The sequence below is a fragment of the Actinosynnema sp. NPDC091369 genome (assembly GCF_044757065.1).
GTDB lineage: Bacteria > Actinomycetota > Actinomycetes > Mycobacteriales > Pseudonocardiaceae > Actinosynnema.
On the sequence record NZ_JBIVUG010000005.1, the window covers coordinates 684,181 to 701,294 of the forward strand.

Sequence of the window (17,114 nt, forward strand, 5' to 3'; positions counted from 1 at the left end):
TACTTCGGCCTGCCGCCGTTCGGGTCATGATCGGAGTACCGCATGTCGCACGACCACCACCACACCCACGAACACCACCACGAGGACGTGGAGGGCAGTTGGCGCGACGCGGAGGACGACCGGCCGCTCTCGGTGGCGCGGCGCCGGTTCCTGGCCGGGTTGGGGGCGGCCGGGGTGGCGACCACGCTCGGCGCGCTCCCCGCCCACGCCCACGGGGACCGACCGGTCGTGCCGGCCAACCCGTGGGGCGGGCGCGGTCGGTGGTTCGCCGGCGACCACCACATCCACACCAAGTACTCCTCCGACGGCCAGTACGAGGTGGCCCAGCAGGTCGCCAAGGCCCGCGAGCACGGGCTGGACTGGGTCGTCATCACCGACCACGGCGGGGTGGCGCACGAGAAGTTCTCCGTGGGCCAGGTCGCACCGGACATCGAGCAGGCCCGCCAGGCGCACCGGGACGTGCTGGTCTACCAGGGACTGGAGTGGAACATCCCGGGCGCGGAGCACGCCACGGTGTTCCTGCCGCCCGGCCGGTCCGCGGTGGACATCCTGCGCGCGTTCGAGGCGGCCTACGACGGCGGCGTGCTCTCCACGCCGGCGGCGAACGGCGGCAAGGGCCTGATCACCCGCTCGACCTCGGCCGACGGCGAGCCGTACGCGTTGGCGGCGCTGCGGTACCTGGAGGCGCAGGTGCTGGCCGGCCGCACGGAGATCGCGCTGATGTTCGCCAACCACCCGTCCCGGCGCGGTGTGGACAGCCCGCACGAGTTCCGCGGCTGGCGCGACGCGGCCCCCGGCGTGGCGGTCGGCATGGAGGGCGCGCCCGGCCACCAGGCGGCGGGCATCCCGGCCGCGAACGGTGGCCGCGGTGCCGCCCGGGGGCTCTACGACGCCTCGCCGAACCAGGACAGCTTCCCCGGCTTCGCGCCGACCGCGACGGAGAACCCGTACCGCACCTACGGTGGCTTCGACTGGATGACCGCCAAGGTCGGCGGGCTGTGGGACTCGCTGCTGGCCGAGGGCAGGCCGTGGTGGGTCACCGCCACCTCCGACGCGCACCGGGTGCACCGGGACACGCACGTCCAGGGCACCGGCAACCACAACGAGACCGGCAGCAAGGGCGCGCCCATCGACACCGGCGTGCCGCAGGTCGAGGGCGACTACTGGCCCGGCTTCTACAGCTCCACCCTGGTCGGGGCGGACTCCAAGTCCTATGTGGACGTGATGCGCGGCATGCAGGCCGGCAAGGTCGTCGCGGTGCACGGGCGGATCGTCGACGGGCTGACCGTGCGGGTCCGCTCGCTCGGCGAGGGCGACAACCGGGGCGTCACGATCGGCGGCCGCACGTTCGTCCGGCGCGGCGACGACGTCGAGGTGGTGATCGAGGTCGACCTGGCGCGCGGCGCGAACTTCGCGGGCGTGGTGCCGCGCCTGGCGAAGGTGGACCTGATCGCGGGTCCGGTCACCGGCCCGGCGGCGGACCGCGACGCGTTCACCGCGCCCGCCACGACGGTGGCGAAGTCGTTCGAGGTCGCCCGCACCGCGCGCGGCACGGTCCGGTTCACGCACGTGTTCCGCCGCGTGGAGGGCGCGTTCTACCTGCGGCTGCGCGGTTCGGACGGCAACCGGCTGACCTCGGACGGCCACCCGGTGATGGACGTGGTCGGTGACGCCGACCCGTGGTCGGACCTGTGGTTCTACGCCAACCCGGTGTTCGTGGACGTCATCTGATGACGTGGCTCGGCGCCGTGCCCGCCCTGGTCGGCGAGCACGGCGCGGCGCACGGCGACGCGCTGCTGCTGGCGGCGTTCGACGGGGTGGCCGCGGACTTCGTTTGCACGCACGTCGACCGGTCGGGGCCCGTCGCCCTCACGACACTGTCGGCCCACGTGACCGGTGAGGTGGACGTGGACCGGTTGGCGCAGGCCCTGGGCGGGCCCGTGGCGCTGCCCGACGATTCCGACACGCCGGCCGCCCGCGCCGCCAGGGCGGGCCGTGACCGCGCCGACGGCCGGTGCGTCCGGTTCCCCGGCCAGTCGCTGCTCACCGGCACGCACCCCGCGGCCGAGGTGGTGGCGGTGTCGGCGATCGACCGGGTGGTCGGCATCGGCGTCGAGGTCGCGCCGGACGACCCCGTGCGGACGCTGGGCTTCCTGCGCCCGGTCTGCCGGGACGGCGAGCTGCTGCTACTGGTGGAGCCCGCCGTCGGCGGCGTGCTGCGACCGGCGGAGGCGGAGCGCCCGCACGAGTGCTGCGGGGGTCATTGACCTGAAGCCCGGACCGCCCGCGAACGCCCACAGGGCGATCACCGGGTCGCAGATCGCGCACCCGAGCGACGAGTGCTCGGCGAACGGCACGATCGGGTTGCCGTGCAGGTGGTGCGCCACGTCGGCGGCCGTGTGCACGAGCCACCCGATGCCGATCCACGTCCACGACGACAGCCCGCGGTAGGCGCAGAAGGTGATGACGGCGGTGATGGCGAACTCCCACGGCCCCAGCCCGCCGCCGCTGAGGTACGCCGCACCGGCGCCGCCGACCATGACCGCGTTGAACGGTCGGCGGTGCCGGTCGGGGATGAACGAGTTCACGAGCACGTACAGCACGCCGATGAGCAGTGCCGAGACCACGACCATGGTTGGCGGTCCTTGTCGTCGCAGGAGATCAGGTCGCCCTGGACGTTAGGAGCACCGCGGCGGACGCGGCAGTGGCCGGAGTGCCAGACCCCAACGGGTTCTCGCCAACTCCGGCCACGCGCCGCGCCCGGCCTCCGGTCAGGGGGCCACGTCGGCCTTCGGCTTCTCCTCCGCCAGGTCGAGGCTCGTGCGCAGGGTGATCGGCTTGAGCAGCAGGGCCGCGACCACGCCGACCACCGCGATGGCCGCCGAGATCAGGAAGATGTGCCCGGTGGCGTCGCCGTAGGCGTTGCGGACGATGTGCCGCACCGCGTCCGGCAGCACGTTCAGGTTGAGGTTGCCGCCGCCCGCGCCGCCGACGGGGATGCCCGCCGCGGCCAGGTCGCGGGTGATGTGGTCCTCCACCCGCCGGGCCAGCACCGCGCCCAGCACCGACACGCCGATCGTGCCGCCGAGCGACCGGAAGAACGCGATGGTCGAGCTGGCCGCGCCGATGTCCCTGAGCGGCACGGTGTTCTGCACCGCGAGCACCAGGTTCTGCATGCTCGAACCGACTCCGATGCCGACGAGCAGCATCGCGCCGCCGACCAGCACCAGGGACGTGTCGTGGTCGATCTGACCCAGCGCCAGGAACCCGAGCACCAACGTGGCCGCGCCCACCACGATGTAGGGCTTGACCCGACCGGTCTTGGTGATCAGCCGCCCGGACACGATGGACGAGCCCAGCACGCCGACCATCATCGGGATGGTGAGCAGGCCGGCCTCGGTCGGGCTGTAGCCGCGGCCGATCTGGAAGTACTGGCCGAGGAACACCGCGCCGCCGAACATCGCCATGCCCACCGCGACGCTGGCCAGGATCGCCAACGCGGTCGTGCGCTGCTTGACGATCCGCAGCGGCACCACCGGCTCCGCCGCGCGGGCCTCCACCGCGACCGCCGCGCCCAGCAGCACCACCGAGGCGCCGACCATGGCGAAGCTCTGCCACGACAGCCACGCGAACGAGCTGTCCACGAACGAGATCCACACCAGCAGCACGCTCACGCCGATCGCGATCAGGCTCGCGCCCAGGTAGTCGATCTTCACGTCGTCCCGCCGGACGGTCTTGACCTTCAGCGTGGCCTGGAGCACGAACAGCGCGATCACCGCGACCGGCACGCCGATGAAGAAGCACCAGCGCCAGCCCAGCCAGGAGGTGTCCACGATGAGGCCGCCCAGCAGCGGGCCGCCGACCGTGGCCAGTGCCATCACGCCGCCGAGGTAGCCGTTGTACCGGCCGCGCTCGCGGGGCGGGATCATCGCCGCGATCACCACCTGCACCAGCGCCTGCAAACCGCCGACGCCGATGCCCTGGAACGCGCGGGCCGCGATGAGCTGGCCCGCGCTCTGCGCGAACCCGCTGACCACCGAGCCGACCACGAAGATCACGATGGCGACCTGGACCAGGGTCTTCTTGTCGAACAGGTCCGCGAGCTTGCCCCAGATCGGGGTGGTGGCGGTCGCGGTCAGCAGGGTCGCCGTGACGACCCAGGTGTACTGGGTCTGCGACCCGTTGAGCGCGCCGATGATCTGCGGCAGCGCCGTCGAGACGACGGTGCCGCTCAGCATCGCGACGAACAGCACCAACAGCAGACCGCTCAGAGCCTCCAGCACCTGGCGGTGGCTCATCACGCTGCTGTCGGTGGTGGCGGGTGCGCTCATCGCGCGGCCTCCAAGGTGGAGCCGAGGGCTCCTTCGACGTCGGTGGTCAGGCGCCCCAGTGCTCGGGTCAGCGCCTCGACCTCTTCAGGGCTCCAGTCGGCAAGCGCGCGACCCAGCAACCGGTCGTACCAGTCGCGGGCGTCGGCGAGCGCGGCGTGACCGCGCTCGGTGACCACGAGGATGCTGGCGCGGCCGTCGGCGGGATCGGCACGTCGTTCGACCAGCCCGTTGGCGACCAGCGCGGCCACCGCCCGGCTCACCGTGGACGGGTCGAGCCCGGCGCTGGCGGCCAGTTCCTTGGCGTGGCAGCCGGTGGTGTTCGAACCCGCGCGGTCGATCAGGCCGAGGGTGCCGATCAGGCCGGGAGGCAGTGCCTGCGGTCGCTGCTTGACCATCCGCACGACCCTCAGCAGGTCGCGCACCCGGTCTTCCAGCTCCCGCGCGACGGCGTCCATGCCGTCCCCCCATCTCCTCGCATTGCTTGCCACATACAACTATCGTTCCAAGTTGCACGTCGTGCAAGTTTGCTCGGTGTGCAGTGAGTTACAGCGAACAAAGCTGCACGCTGTGCACGTTTTGGTACCGTGGGTCACCACCACGCTGAGCATCGACCCGGTCACGCACCGGGTCGGGAACGGACCGTCGATGACCACCGCTTCCCAGCAGAAACGCCCCGGCGCCGGTCGGCCGACCGTCCCGCTGCCGCCCGAGTTCACCACCCGGGACGTGGGTCCGTTCAACCCGCCGAGCGCCCTGACCCGCCTCGTCGAGGACGGTCCCGTGCACCGCGTGACCATGCTCGACGGCGACCCGGCGTGGATCGTGACCAGCCACGAGCTGGCCCGCACCCTGCTCGGCGACCCGCGGCTGAGCTCCGACCGGTTCCGCAGCCGGCGCGTGCTGGAGAAGCTGCCCGCGCCGGTCCGCGCCCGGATGACCGACGCGCGGGCCCGCGCGGGCAGCTTCATCACCATGGACCCGCCCGAGCACACCCGGTACCGCAAGCTGCTCACCGGGCAGTTCACCGTGCGCCGGATGCGCCGGCTCGAACCCCGCGTCCAGCGCATCGTCGACGACCACCTCGACGCGATGATCGCCGCCGGGCCGGGCGCCGACCTGGTCCAGTCCTTCGCGCTGCCTGTGCCCTCACTGGTGATCTGCGAGCTGCTGGGCGTCGAGTACGCCGACCGCGGCGAGTTCCAGGAGCGCACCGGGAAGCTGCTCAAGCTCGACATGCCGGTGGCCGAGGTGATGCGACTGGCCGAGGAGCTGCGGGCGTTCATGCACGGCCTGGTGCGCGACAAGCGGGCGCGACCGACCGACGACATGCTGTCCGGTCTGATCGAGGCCGACCCCACGCTCACCGACGACGAGCTGATCGGCATGGCGAACCTGCTGCTGGTCGCGGGCCACGAGACCACGGCCAACATGCTGGCGCTCGGCACGTTCGCGCTGCTGGAGCACCCCGACCAGCTCGCCGCCCTGCACGCGGACCCGGCGCTGATCGGCGGCGCGGTCGAGGAGCTGCTGCGCTACCTCTCGATCGTCCACCTCGGCGTCGTCCGCACCACGCGGGAGGAGGTGGAGATCGCGGGCGAGGTGGTCCCGGCGGACTCCACGGTGCTGGTCTCCGTGCCGGCGGGCAACCGCGACCCGTACCAGTACCCCCGGCCGGGCGAGCTGGACGTGACCCGCCCGCGCGGGCCGCACCTGGCGTTCGGGCACGGCGTGCACCAGTGCCTCGGCCAGCAGTTGGCCCGGGTGGAGATGACGGTCGGGTTCACCGGGCTGATCGGCAGGCTCCCCGGCCTGCGGCTCGCCGTGCCGGCCGGGGACGTGCCGATGCGGGACGACATGCTCGTCTACGGCGTGCACGCGCTCCCGATCACCTGGGACGCGTGACCGCCCGCGACGACTGCCTCCCGGCAACCCGGGACGCGTGACCCCGCTACTTCATGGTGGCGAGCTGGATCAGGTTGCCGCAGGTGTCGTCCAGGACCGCGGTGACGACCGGGCCGAAGTCGGTCGCGTCCTGGGTGAACTCGACGCCGAGCGCCTTGAGCCGCTCGACCTCGGCGTGGACGTCGTCCACGGCGAACGAGGTGAACGGGATGCCGTCGGCCACCAGGGCCTCCTTGAACGGACCCGCCGCCGGGTGGGCCGACGGCTCCAGCAGCAGCTCCACGCCGTCCGGGTCGGCGGGCGAGACCACGGTGAGCCAGCGGTGCTCGCCCGCCGGGACGTCGGTCTTCTTGGTGAAGCCGAGCTTCTCGGTGTAGAACGCCAGCGCCTTGGCCTGGTCGTCCACGAACACGCTGGTGACGTTGATGCGGATCACCGGTTCGGTGCCTCTCGGTCGATGGGCCACCGCTCGACGATCGAGCGCAGCGGGCTCGTGTCGAGGTGGTGGAACTTGTACCGGCCCTGCCGGCGGGTGTGCACCAGCCCGGCCTGTTCGAGCACCGCGAGGTGTTGCGAGATGGCCTGCCGCGAGGAGGCCAGGCCGTGCTTCATGGTCAGCCGCCCGCAGAGCTCGAACAGCGTCTGACCGTCCTTGTCGGTCAGCTCGTCCAGGATGGTGCGTCGCGTCGCGTCGCCGATGGCCTTGAACAGGTCGGGTTCTGCGCCCACCGGACCTTTATAGGCAAGTGGCCACTTGCCTGTCAACCGGGACCACCCGGACGTGCACCACCACGACCACCGGCCCCGGACCTACCCCCGGTCGAGCCCGGCGGTGGCGAAACCCGCGTCCAGCCGGGCGATCATCACGCCGATCAGCTCGGACAGCTCGGGGCGCTCGGCGGCCTCCAGCCACCAGCCGACGACCACCCGCAGCGTTGCCATCACCGTGGCCGCGAACATCGTCGGGTAGAGGTCGGTGGCCGGGTCGACGCCGACCCGCGCGGCGACGGCGGCGGCGAGTTCCCGCTCCTGCACGGCGAACGCGGCGATCTGGTGCGGCAGCAGGGCGGGCGTGCGGCGCAGGGCGCGCAGCTGCGCCACGCGTTCCGGGTCGATCCGGTCGGGCACCACGTCGACCAGGGCGGCGTGCAGCGCCCGCAGCACGGGCTCCTCGCGCGGCCGGTCGGCGAAAGCCCGGACGAACGCGGCGGCGGTGGCGACGTCGCCCGCGACGACGGCCTCCTCCTTGGAGGAGAAGTAGTTGAAGAACGTGCGCAGCGAGACACCTGCCTCGGTGGCCACCTGTTCGACGGTCACGCCGTCGAGGCCGCGGGCCACGCACAGCCGCAGGGCGGCGTCGGCCAACGCCGTCCGCGTGGCGAGCTTCTTGCGTTCGCGCAGTCCTGACACGCGCGAAAGTGTCGCACCTGCCCGAGCCGTGAGCCGGACAGGTGCGACACCGTGTCTCCCCGCGCTAGTGCCCCGCGGTCATCTCCGCCGCCAACCGCTCGTCACCGCTGAGCGTCTTGAGCGGCTTCTCCTTGATGAACAGCACCGCCACCAGCGCCAGCGCCGCGATCGGCGCGCCGATGAGGAACAGCTCGGCGGTGGCCGTGGCGTAGATCTCGCGCACGATCACCCGCACCGGCTCCGGCAGCAGCGACAGGTCGGGCACCGTGTTCTCCGCGCCGGCGGGAGCGGGACCGAACTTCTCCTCGCTCAACGCGGTCACCCGGTTCGCCAGCACCGCGCCCAACGCGCTCACGCCGATCGCGCCGCCGAGGCTGCGGAAGAACGTCAGCGTCGACGTGGTGGCACCGAGGTCGCGCGCCGGCACGTCGTTCTGCGCGGCCAGCACCAGGTTCTGCATGAGCATGCCGACGCCGACACCGAGCACGGCCATGTGCACGCTGACCACGAACACGCTGGTGTTCGCGTCGATCGTGGCCAGCAGCAGCATGCCGCCGACCATGATCACGCCACCCGCGACCAGGAACGCCTTCCACTTGCCCCACTTGGTGATCAGCTGACCGGCGACGGTCGACGACACGAGCAGGCCGAAGATCATCGGCAGCGACATCAGGCCCGCCTGGGTGGGCGTCTTGCCCAGGCCGATCTGGAAGTACTGCGACAGGAACACCGTGCCGCCGAACATCGCCACGCCGACCAGCGCGCTGGCCAACGTGGTCAGCGCCACCGTCCGGTTGGCGAAGATCGTCAGCGGCACGATCGGGTCGGCCGCCCGCGACTCCACCCACACCGCCAGGCCCAGCAGCACCACGCCGACCGCGACGAGCAGCGCGGTCCACGCCGAGGCCCACTCGAACTGGTGGCCGGCCAGCGTCGACCACACCAGCAGCGTGGAGACGCCGCCGACGATGAGCACCGCGCCCAAGTAGTCGATCTTGACCTCCTTGCGCACGATCGGCAGCTTCAACGTGCGCTGGAGCAGGACGATCGAGGCGAGGGTGAACGGCACGCCGATGAAGAAGCACCAGCGCCACCCCAGCCACGAGGTGTCCACCATGAGGCCGCCGATGAGCGGCCCGGCGACCGTGCCGACGCCGAAGACCGCGCCGAAGATGCCCGCGTAGCGGCCCATCTCGCGCGGCGGGATCATCGCCGCCATCACGATCGTCGCCAGCGCCGTCATGCCGCCCGCGCCGAGGCCCTGCACGATGCGGCTCGCGATGAGCACCTCGACGTTCGGGGAGAAGCCCGCGATGAGCGAGCCCACCACGAACAGGCCCAGCGAGAGCTGGATCAGCAGCTTGCGGCTGTAGAGGTCGGCGAGCTTGCCCCACAGCGGCACGGTCGCCGTCATGGCCAGCAGCTCGGTGGTGACGACCCACGTGTAGACCGACTGCGAGCCGTGCAGGTCGGCGATGATGCGCGGCAGCGCGTTCGACACGATGGTCGAGGCCAGGATGGCCATGAACATGCCCAGCATGAGGCCGGACATGGCTTGCATGACGTCCCGGCGCGAGGTCGTGCCGGTTTCGGTGGACATCGGATCCCCCAGTAGGTGTTCGCGGTGGCTCGAAGCCGTGGGTCAGCCCTGGCGGGCTCGGGAGGTGCCGGGCGGGTCGGCCAGCCCGGCGGCGAGCAGGTCGAGCGTTTCGGCGAGCAGGTCGTGCAGCGGCGCGGCGGTGCTGGACCAGCGGGTCACCGCCACCCGGAACGCCGCGCCCACCGCCGCGCCGAGCAGCAGCGGGTAGGTGTCGTCGGCGGGCAGCCCGACCCGTTCGGCGATGCCCGCGACGAGGTCGCGCTCCAGCGCCTCACCGCCGGAGAACACCTTGGCCAGCAGCACGGGGTGCTGCTGCACCACGCGCATCCGCAGCAACCAGTGCTCGCGGTCGTCGGCGAGCTCCGCCGCGACCTCCGCCAGCAACGCCTCGCGCACCGCCGCGGCGGCGGACAGGTGCGCGGGCTGGGCCAGGACGCGGGCCCGCATCCGGGCCCCCGCTTCCGGGTCCGGCCCCAGGACGGCGTCTTCCTTGCTCGGGAAGTAGTTGAAGAAGGTGCGCGGTGAGACGTCGGCGGCGGCGCTGATGTCCTCGACGGTCACGTGGTCGAGCCCGTGCTCGGCGACCAGGCGGACGGCCGCGTGCCCGAGGGCCTTGCGCGTCTGCCGCTTCTTGCGGTCGCGGAGCCCTTCGGCCGCCTGCGTGGTCACGGGATCAGCGTAGGGAAAATCCTGCACTCACTGCAAGTTTGCATAGACTGCACGGTTTGTGATTCCGCTCTCCCGCATGTGACGACCCCGTTTCCCCTGGTTGAGCGCCTAGGCGGGAGATTCTGCGGGACAACCGGGGTCTTGCCGCAAGACCCCGGTGCGCTATACGTTGAAGTGGGAACGAGTGCAGCCCCCAGCGCTCAGGCGCGGCGCTCCAGCATGATCGTGTCCCGCCACACCCCGCGGTGGACCGCGATGCGCTCCCGCACCCCGACCGTGCGGAACCCGGCCGACCGGTGCAGCGCGATGCCGGCCCGGTTCTCCGGGAACACCGCCGCCTGCAACGTCCACAACCCGGCCGCGTCCGCCGCCGCGACCTGCCGGTGCAGCAACGCCTTCCCCACGCCGCGACCCCGGAACCGCACGTCGACGTACAACGACGTCTCCGCGACACCGGCGTAGCACTCGCGCGGCGACACCGGCGTGGCCGCCGCCCACCCCGCGACGAGCCCGTCGACCACCGCGACCCACCGGTGGTCGGGCAGCCACTTGACGTCCAGTGCCCGCCGGCTCGGCGTCTCGGTCTCGAACGTGGCGTCGCCCGTGGCGATGCCCTCGCCGTAGATGCGGCGCACGTCGGCCCAGTCGCCTTCCGCCATGGCCCGCACGGCGACGTCCGCGGGCGGTTCGAGCGCGGTCGCGGGGATCGCGCCCGGCACCGCGTCCACCGCTTGCGGCAGCACGGTCCGGCCGGACGGGTCGACCGAGGCCAGGGTGGTGGTGCCGGCGCGGCGGAGCTGGACGAAGCCGGCGGCGGCGAGCTTGCGCAGGTGGTGCGAGCAGGTCGGCTGGCTCACGCCGAGCACGTCGGCCAGCGCGCCGACCGCGATCTCGCCGGCCGAGACGGCGTGCAGCAGGCGGATCCGGGTCGGGTCGGCCAGGCAGCCGAAGCGCTCGGCGTACGCGGCGGCCCGGTCGACCGCCAGGGGTGTCGAGACAGGGGGCATGACCGCGATTGTTCGACTCGCACCGAGCGCCAGTCAATCGAATCTCGTCGATGCAATGAGGCGCACTGAATAGACGTTCGTCTATGGTTGCCGGCCCGAGCGACCTCTGCCACGCCTGCGTCACCCCAACGGGTGACCGTCCACTTCGAACAGGCGCGCCGGCTTGAAACGCGGGCACCGCACCGCGACGCTGAGGCCCCCGAAGGCATGGCAAAGATCGACTCGCGAGGGAGAAAGATGCTCCGCAGCACTCGCCTGTTCGGCCCGAAGCGCCGCGTGACCTTCTCACTGCCCCTCGACGACCCGCGCGGGCCGGTGAGCGTGGTCGGCACGTTCAACGACTGGACCCCCGGCGTGCACGAGCTGGTGCCCCGCCGTGACGGCACGCGCACGGTGACCGTGATCCTCTCCCCCGGCACGCACCGGTTCCGCTACCTCGGCGACGGTGGCCTCTGGTTCGACGAGCCGGACGTGCCCACGGTCGACCCCGACGGGTGCGTGCTCACCGTCGAAGCGACCTGAGGGTCACCGCGCGCGGAACTGGCCGTGGAAGCCGAACGGGATCGCGTGCGGCACGTCGGCCCGCGCGAGTTCGGTGAACGTCGCCGCGTCGAGCACCACCAGCCCGGACCTCCCGGCCTCGGCGTCGAGCACCACGGACAGCACCACGCCGTCGTCCTCCGACCGGGCGTCCGGGGCGGGCACGAACACCGGCTCGCCCGGGTAGCGGCCCGGCTCGTGCCGGCGGGTCGTCCGTCCACTCCGGACGTCCACCTTGATCAGCTGGTTCAGGAAGTCGCGCGTGCCGTTGTCGTGGGCGCCGACGCCGTAGGCGTAGCGGTAGTCACGGCCGTTGTGCGACCCGTAGGCGATGCGCGGCAGCTCCAGCGAGTCCTCCGCGAGCCGCCGCGACCGGACGCCACCACCGGACAGGTCCACCTCGCCGTCCACGTCGTAGGCGTTGATGTGGTGGAAGGCGAAGAACGCGTCGGTCCGCTCGTCCGCCACCACCGAGCCGTCCCGCTGGTCGACGACCAGGAACCGGGTGCCCAGTTCCGGTCGCCACCGGTAGTTCTCGATGAACGGCCGGGCGCGCAGCAGCAGTGACAGGGGGTTGACCACGAGCGGGAACACGGCCAGCACCACGTGCCGCTCGGTGACGGCGAAGCTGTGCAGGTAGCCGGGCCGGTCGACGGGCAGCGACGCGAGCGGTTCGCGGGTCAGGCCGCGTTGCCGGTAGAGCCGGTAGGCGCTGCGCCTGCCGAACTTCAGCACGTAGTTGACCAGGTCGCCGGACAGCGGCGCGCGGTGCGGGTGCGCGGTGGTGACGTGGCCGTCGAGCGCGTCGTCGTGGTCGACGAGGCCGACCGTGGCGAGCGTGGTCCGGTCGAACTCGACCGCGATCGGCGTCTCGGTGAGCGCGAAGTCCCGGTCCCCGTCGGAGGTCACGTTCACGTTGGCGTTGGACGTGCGGCGCAGCCGGGGGTGGGTGAAGAAGCGGCTGAAGATCGAGCGGTACGGGTCGGTGGCGAACTCGCCGTACGCGATGTGCCCGTCCCGCCGCGCGGCGCGGTAGGACGGCGTCTCCAGGTACCGGTTGCGGTAGGTGACCACGCCCTCGGCGAAGCCGAACCGGTGCAGCATCGCCAGCCCGTCGAACCAGTGGCGGAACGAGCCCTTGTCGGTCTCGAACTTCGCGGGCCCGTTGCGCACCAACGTGCCCGGCAGCCACGGTGGCAGCTCGCCGCGCACCTCCAGCTCGACGTCGACCTCTTGGCCGAGGGTCTCGAACCCGGCTCGGACGCCCCTCACGACCCCTCTCCTCGACGGCGTTGCACAACAATGTTATAAAACATCGTTTTGGTTGAGGCGTCAAGCCTGGACGACCTCGTCACCGCGCTCGTGCGCCCAGCGGCCGAGGGCGTCGATCGGGTCGAGCAGGCTGCGCCCGAGGTCGGTGAGCTCGTACTCGACGCGGTCGCGCCCCGCGTGGCGGGCCACCAAGCCGGACGCCTCCAACCTGCGCACGGTCTCGGTGAGCACCTTCGGCCGGATGCCGCCGATCTCGCGGCGCAGGTCGGACGGGCGGCGCGGGCCGTGCCGCAGCGCGTGCAGCACCACCGGGTTCCACGTGTTGGCGAGCAGGTCGAACGCCTGCCTGGCGCGGCAGTCGGCGAGGAAGGTCACGAGCGGTCCCCCTGTGCGGTGGACACCATTCGGTGCCCGTCGAGCTCTCTAGCGTCGGTCCCAGCCAATCACTTCTGCCGGGAATCGAGGAGAGACGTGCGGATCGGTGTGCTGGGGTCGGGCGGGATGGCCGACGCGTTGGGCGGTCGGTGGGTCGAGGCGGGGCACGAGGTCCTGATCGGTGGGCGCTCGCGCGAGCGCTCGCAGGAGCTGGCGTCCAGGATGGGGGCCGCGGCCGGGACCCCGGAGGACGCGGTGGCGTTCGGGGACGCAGTGCTGCTCGCCGTGCCGGCGGCGGTCGCGGCGGAGGTGCTGGGCCACGCGCCGGGCCGGGTGGTGGTCGACTGCACCAACTCGGTGGTGCCGGGCCGGTTCGTGCTGGACGAGCCTCGTGCCGCGGCACGGCTCGCGGCGGCGTCGGGCGCGCACGCGGTGAAGGCGTTCAACCTGTGCCACGTGGACGTGTGGCGCCGACCGTCGTTGACGTTCGAGGGGCGACCGCTCGGCGTGCCGATGTGCGGCGACTCCGCCGAGGCGCTGGACGTCGTGGCGGACCTGGCGCGGTCGATCGGGTGCGTGCCGGTGCACGCCGGACCGCTGGAGCGGGCCGAGCTGCTGGAGGCGACGACCGCGTTCGCCATCGGCCTGTGGGTCGGGGGCTCGGACGTGAGGGCGATGTTCCCCGCAACTGCGTAAGCACTAATATAACAGTACTGTTGTATTAGCGAGGAGGAACCGTGCTGTACCCGGAGATCGAGCCGTACGACCACGGCATGCTCGACGTCGGCGACGGGCACCGCCTGTACTGGGAGGTCTGCGGCAACCCGGACGGCAAACCGGCCGTGGTGCTGCACGGAGGGCCGGGCTCGGGCTGCACCCCCCGCGCCCGGCGGTACTTCGACCCGGAGGCGTACCGGGTGGTGCTGTTCGACCAGCGCGGCTGCGGTCGGAGCACGCCGCACGCGGGCCGCCCGGTCGTGGACCTGTCCACCAACACCACCGACCACCTGGTCGGCGACCTGGAACGGCTGCGCGAGCACCTGGGGATCGACCGGTGGCTGGTGTTCGCCGCGTCCTGGGGCTCGGTCCTCGGCCTCGTCTACGCCGAGCGGTTCCCGCACCGGGTGTCGGAGATGGTGCACGCGGGCGTGGCCACCGGCCGCCGGGCCGAGACCGACCTGCTGACCACGGGGTTGGCGCCGATGTTCCCGGAGGCGCACGCCCGGTTCCGCGCTTTGGCGCCCACCGGCGATCCCGCCGCGGGATACCTGGAGCTGCTCCTGTCCCCCGACCCGGCCGTGCACCACCGGGCGGCGCAGGAGTGGTGCAGGTGGGAGGACGCGTTGCAGCCGCTGTCCACCGGCGGGCTGCGCTTCGACCTCCCGGAGCACGGCCTGGCGTTCGCCCGGCTCGTCACGCACTACTGGGCGCACGGGTCGTGGTTGTCCGAAGGAATCGTGCTGGAGGAGGCGTGGAAGCTCGCGGGCATCCAGGGCGTGATCGTTCAAGGAACGCTCGACCTGGGCAATCTGATCGGCACCCCGTTCGAGTTGGCGCACGCGTGGCCGGACGCCGACCTGGCCCTCGTCGGCGAGACCGCGCACGGCGGCAGTGACGAGATGACCCGGTTGCGCCGCGCTGCTACTGACAAATTCCGGTAACACCCGGAAACTCGGTGCGATGCACTGGTGACAGCCCGAACCCGGGGCTGGTGGACGTGGCGGGGGACTGGTGGTGGAACGGTTCACCGAGGACGCGCGCCGGGTCTCCGTGATGGCCCTCCAAGAGGCCCGGGGGCTCGACCACGCCTCGATCGGCACCGGGCACCTGCTGCTGGGGCTGCTCGGCGAAGGTGGCGCGGCGGCGTCGGTGCTGGCGTCGGTCGGCCTGTCGCTACCGGGGTGCCGGGCGCGGGTGCGGGAGCTGGGTGGCACGGGCAACCCGCCCGTGCCGGGACACCTGCCGTTCACCGCCGGCGCGAAGCGCGCGCTGGCCGCGGCCGTGCGCGAGTCGTTGGCGCTGGGGCACCGGCAGGTGGTCACCGAGCACCTGTTGCTGGGACTGCTCGCGGCCGACGAGGGCGGGGCGCTCGACGTGCTGGTCCGGTGCGGGGTCGACCCGGTCGACGTGCGCGACCGGGCGTTCGCCGCGCTGGCCGGGATCGACCTGTCCGGGCCGCGGGCGGCGCGGCTGTTCCTGAGCTACCGGCGTCCGCAGGACCTGCACCTCGCCGGGCGCATCGCCGACCGGCTGGACGACTTCGGCCGGTCGGTGGTGGGCGACGTCGGCGAGTGCGACGTGCTGCTGGCCGTGGTGGGCCCGGACTGGGCGCCGACGGAGCTGATGCGAGCCGAGGTGGCCCGGGCGGCGCGGCGCTCGGTGCCGGTGGTCCCGGTGCTGGTCGACGGGGCGGTGCTGCCCGTCGACCAGCTGCCGGAGACCGGTCACGTCGCCGACCACGTCACCGTGCGGCACGAGACGTTCCGGGCGGACGTGGCGCGGTTGGCCGACGTGGTCCGCTACGCCCAGCCGGGCATCGGGTAGCCCGCCATCAGGTCGGCGACCTCGGCCGCGATGCGGTCCAGCGCCTGCTCGTCGTCCGCCGACCGCACGGCCCGGTCGATCCACTCCGCGAGCTGCGGCATGTGCTCCCCGGTGAGGCCGCGGGTGGTGATCGCGGCCGTGCCCAGGCGGACGCCGGACGGGTCGAACGGCTTGCGCGGGTCGAACGGGACCGTGTTGTAGTTGGCCTCCAGGCCCGCCCGGTCCATGGCCTTGGCCGCGGGCTTGCCGCCGATGCCCTTGCTGGTCAGGTCCACCAGCACGAGGTGGTTGTCGGTGCCGCCGGAGACCAGGTCGAAGCCGCGGTCGAGCAGCGCGGTGGCCAGCGCGCGGGCGTTCTGCACGACGGCGTGCGCGTAGAGGCCGAACGACGGCTCCGACGCCTCGCCGAGCGCCACCGCGATGGCGGCCGTCGTGTGGTTGTGCGGCCCGCCCTGCAAGCCCGGGAACACCGCCTTGTCGATCGCCTTCGCGTGCTCGGCGTCGGTGAGGATCATCGCGCCGCGCGGGCCGCGCAACGTCTTGTGGGTGGTCGTGGTGATCACCTGGGCGTGCCCGACCGGTGACGGGTGCGCACCGCCCGCGACCAGGCCCGCGATGTGCGCGATGTCGGCCGCGAGCACCGCGCCGACCTCGTTCGCGATCTCGGCGAACGCGGCGAAGTCGATGGTGCGCGGGATGGCCGTGCCGCCGCAGAAGATCACCTTGGGGCGCTCGGCGCGGGCCAGGTCGCGGACCTGGTCCAGGTCGACCACGCCGGTCTCCTTGGCCACGCCGTACTGGACGCTGCGGAACCACTTACCGGTGGCCGAGACGCCCCAGCCGTGGGTCAGGTGCCCGCCCGCCGGGAGCGCCATGCCCATGACGGTGTCGCCGGGCTCGAGGAACGCCAGGTAGACGGCGAGGTTGGCCGGGGAGCCGGAGTAGGGCTGCACGTTGGCGTGGTCGACGCCGAACAGCGCCTTCGCCCGGCCGACCGCGAGCTCCTCGACCGGGTCGACGACCTGCTGGCCCTCGTAGTAGCGGCGGCCGGCGTAGCCCTCGGAGTACTTGTTGGTCAGCACGGAGCCGGTGGCTTCGAGCACGGCGGTCGAGACGTAGTTCTCCGAGGCGATCAGGCGGACCTTCTCGAACTGGCGGCGCGCCTCGGCCTGGACCAGGCGGGCGACCTCGGGGTCGGCTCCGGTCAACGACGGGATCGCGGGTTCGTGCACGACGACCTCCACGCGCGCGGGGGCGCTGCCGTAGCACCCAGGCGCGCGGTGCGATTCGGCTTCAACGCTCCCCGGTGGTCGTTCCCACCCTCGGCACGCCAGTCGCGAACACCGGGAATGCTACCCCAGCGCTTCGGGCGCGCTCCCGGTTTTGGGCGGAACGGACCATTGCCGGAACGGGCGGTCGCCCATACTTTGTGGGTTGGAAAACTTCCAACCGGCCCTGTGCCAC

19 protein-coding genes and 1 riboswitch are annotated in these 17,114 nt (G+C 72.2%); of the genes, 7 read left to right on the forward strand and 12 right to left on the reverse strand.

The features are described from left to right. Positions 1–42: 42 nt before the first annotated feature. Positions 43–1,731 carry a PHP domain-containing protein gene (locus tag ACIQMJ_RS22900; RefSeq protein WP_499763031.1) on the forward strand — a complete coding sequence of 563 codons (1,689 nt, stop codon included), beginning with the start codon at positions 43–45 and terminating at the stop codon, positions 1,729–1,731. Continuing rightward, complete coding sequence (locus ACIQMJ_RS22905; RefSeq protein ID WP_499763032.1) at positions 1,731–2,267, forward strand: hypothetical protein; 537 nt, start codon at positions 1,731–1,733, stop codon at positions 2,265–2,267. Before ACIQMJ_RS22900 ends, ACIQMJ_RS22905 begins: the two co-directional genes overlap by 1 nt. On the opposite strand, the gene ACIQMJ_RS22910 is transcribed toward ACIQMJ_RS22905, so the two are convergent. The 3 genes from ACIQMJ_RS22910 to ACIQMJ_RS22920 form a co-directional block, all read right to left on the reverse strand. Beyond that, positions 2,187–2,633, reverse strand: a complete 447-nt coding sequence (locus ACIQMJ_RS22910) for a DUF6010 family protein (protein ID WP_499763033.1) — start codon at positions 2,631–2,633, stop codon at positions 2,187–2,189. The two genes, ACIQMJ_RS22905 and ACIQMJ_RS22910, sit on opposite strands and share 81 nt — an antisense overlap. A gap of 138 nt (positions 2,634–2,771) precedes the next feature. Next, positions 2,772–4,331: an MDR family MFS transporter gene (locus ACIQMJ_RS22915; RefSeq protein ID WP_499763034.1), complete on the reverse strand. Its 1,560-nt coding sequence runs from the start codon at positions 4,329–4,331 to the stop codon at positions 2,772–2,774. Then, complete coding sequence (locus ACIQMJ_RS22920) at positions 4,328–4,786, reverse strand: MarR family winged helix-turn-helix transcriptional regulator (protein WP_499763035.1); 459 nt, start codon at positions 4,784–4,786, stop codon at positions 4,328–4,330. The genes ACIQMJ_RS22915 and ACIQMJ_RS22920 overlap by 4 nt, the downstream gene beginning before the upstream one ends. Positions 4,787–4,976: 190 nt before the next feature. On the opposite strand from ACIQMJ_RS22920, the gene ACIQMJ_RS22925 reads away from it, so the two are divergent. Continuing rightward, entirely contained in the window at positions 4,977–6,233 is a 1,257-nt protein-coding gene (locus ACIQMJ_RS22925) for a cytochrome P450 (RefSeq protein ID WP_499763077.1), read from the forward strand. Positions 6,234–6,279: 46 nt separating this feature from the next. Here the strand turns inward: ACIQMJ_RS22925 and ACIQMJ_RS22930 are convergent, their stop codons facing one another. From ACIQMJ_RS22930 to ACIQMJ_RS22955, 6 genes are all read right to left on the reverse strand, one after another. Continuing rightward, entirely contained in the window at positions 6,280–6,669 is a 390-nt protein-coding gene (locus ACIQMJ_RS22930; protein ID WP_499763036.1) for a VOC family protein, read from the reverse strand. Next, positions 6,666–6,962, reverse strand: a complete 297-nt coding sequence (locus ACIQMJ_RS22935) for an ArsR/SmtB family transcription factor (RefSeq protein ID WP_499763037.1) — start codon at positions 6,960–6,962, stop codon at positions 6,666–6,668. The genes ACIQMJ_RS22930 and ACIQMJ_RS22935 overlap by 4 nt, the downstream gene beginning before the upstream one ends. Positions 6,963–7,043: 81 nt before the next feature. Then, complete coding sequence (locus tag ACIQMJ_RS22940) at positions 7,044–7,643, reverse strand: TetR/AcrR family transcriptional regulator (RefSeq protein ID WP_499763038.1); 600 nt, start codon at positions 7,641–7,643, stop codon at positions 7,044–7,046. Between the two features lie 64 nt (positions 7,644–7,707). Next, a complete protein-coding gene (locus ACIQMJ_RS22945) occupies positions 7,708–9,243 on the reverse strand; it encodes an MDR family MFS transporter (protein ID WP_499763039.1) in 1,536 nt (511 codons plus the stop codon). Positions 9,244–9,285: 42 nt separating this feature from the next. After that, positions 9,286–9,912 (reverse strand): acyl-CoA-like ligand-binding transcription factor, encoded by a 627-nt coding sequence (locus ACIQMJ_RS22950; protein ID WP_499763040.1) that lies wholly within the window; start codon positions 9,910–9,912, stop codon positions 9,286–9,288. 200 nt (positions 9,913–10,112) lie between these two features. Continuing rightward, positions 10,113–10,919 carry a helix-turn-helix domain-containing GNAT family N-acetyltransferase gene (locus ACIQMJ_RS22955; RefSeq protein WP_499763041.1) on the reverse strand — a complete coding sequence of 269 codons (807 nt, stop codon included), beginning with the start codon at positions 10,917–10,919 and terminating at the stop codon, positions 10,113–10,115. A 237-nt stretch (positions 10,920–11,156) separates the two neighbouring features. On the opposite strand from ACIQMJ_RS22955, the gene ACIQMJ_RS22960 reads away from it, so the two are divergent. Next, positions 11,157–11,441, forward strand: a complete 285-nt coding sequence (locus ACIQMJ_RS22960; protein ID WP_499763042.1) for an isoamylase early set domain-containing protein — start codon at positions 11,157–11,159, stop codon at positions 11,439–11,441. 3 nt (positions 11,442–11,444) lie between these two features. Here the strand turns inward: ACIQMJ_RS22960 and ACIQMJ_RS22965 are convergent, their stop codons facing one another. Beyond that, complete coding sequence (locus ACIQMJ_RS22965; protein WP_499763043.1) at positions 11,445–12,731, reverse strand: carotenoid oxygenase family protein; 1,287 nt, start codon at positions 12,729–12,731, stop codon at positions 11,445–11,447. 60 nt (positions 12,732–12,791) lie between these two features. Continuing rightward, on the reverse strand, positions 12,792–13,106 hold the full coding sequence (locus ACIQMJ_RS22970) for a winged helix-turn-helix transcriptional regulator (protein WP_499763044.1): 315 nt from the start codon (positions 13,104–13,106) through the stop codon (positions 12,792–12,794). Between the two features lie 96 nt (positions 13,107–13,202). Here ACIQMJ_RS22970 and ACIQMJ_RS22975 point away from each other — a divergent pair, with 96 nt between their 5' ends. From ACIQMJ_RS22975 to ACIQMJ_RS22985, 3 genes are all read left to right on the forward strand, one after another. Continuing rightward, positions 13,203–13,802, forward strand: coding sequence for an NADPH-dependent F420 reductase (locus ACIQMJ_RS22975; protein ID WP_499763045.1), 600 nt, complete (start codon positions 13,203–13,205; stop codon positions 13,800–13,802). Positions 13,803–13,843: 41 nt separating this feature from the next. Then, the gene (gene pip / locus ACIQMJ_RS22980; RefSeq protein ID WP_499763046.1) at positions 13,844–14,767 is read left to right on the forward strand and encodes a prolyl aminopeptidase; all 924 of its coding nucleotides are present in this window, start codon (positions 13,844–13,846) and stop codon (positions 14,765–14,767) included. Between the two features lie 73 nt (positions 14,768–14,840). Beyond that, the gene (locus tag ACIQMJ_RS22985; RefSeq protein WP_499763047.1) at positions 14,841–15,650 is read left to right on the forward strand and encodes a Clp protease N-terminal domain-containing protein; all 810 of its coding nucleotides are present in this window, start codon (positions 14,841–14,843) and stop codon (positions 15,648–15,650) included. Here ACIQMJ_RS22985 and glyA read toward each other — a convergent pair. Further along, positions 15,626–16,882, reverse strand: coding sequence for a serine hydroxymethyltransferase (glyA, locus tag ACIQMJ_RS22990; RefSeq protein ID WP_499763048.1), 1,257 nt, complete (start codon positions 16,880–16,882; stop codon positions 15,626–15,628). The genes ACIQMJ_RS22985 and glyA overlap by 25 nt on opposite strands. A 28-nt stretch (positions 16,883–16,910) precedes the next feature. Beyond that, positions 16,911–16,998, reverse strand: a riboswitch (ZMP/ZTP riboswitch). Positions 16,999–17,114 lie beyond the last annotated feature (116 nt).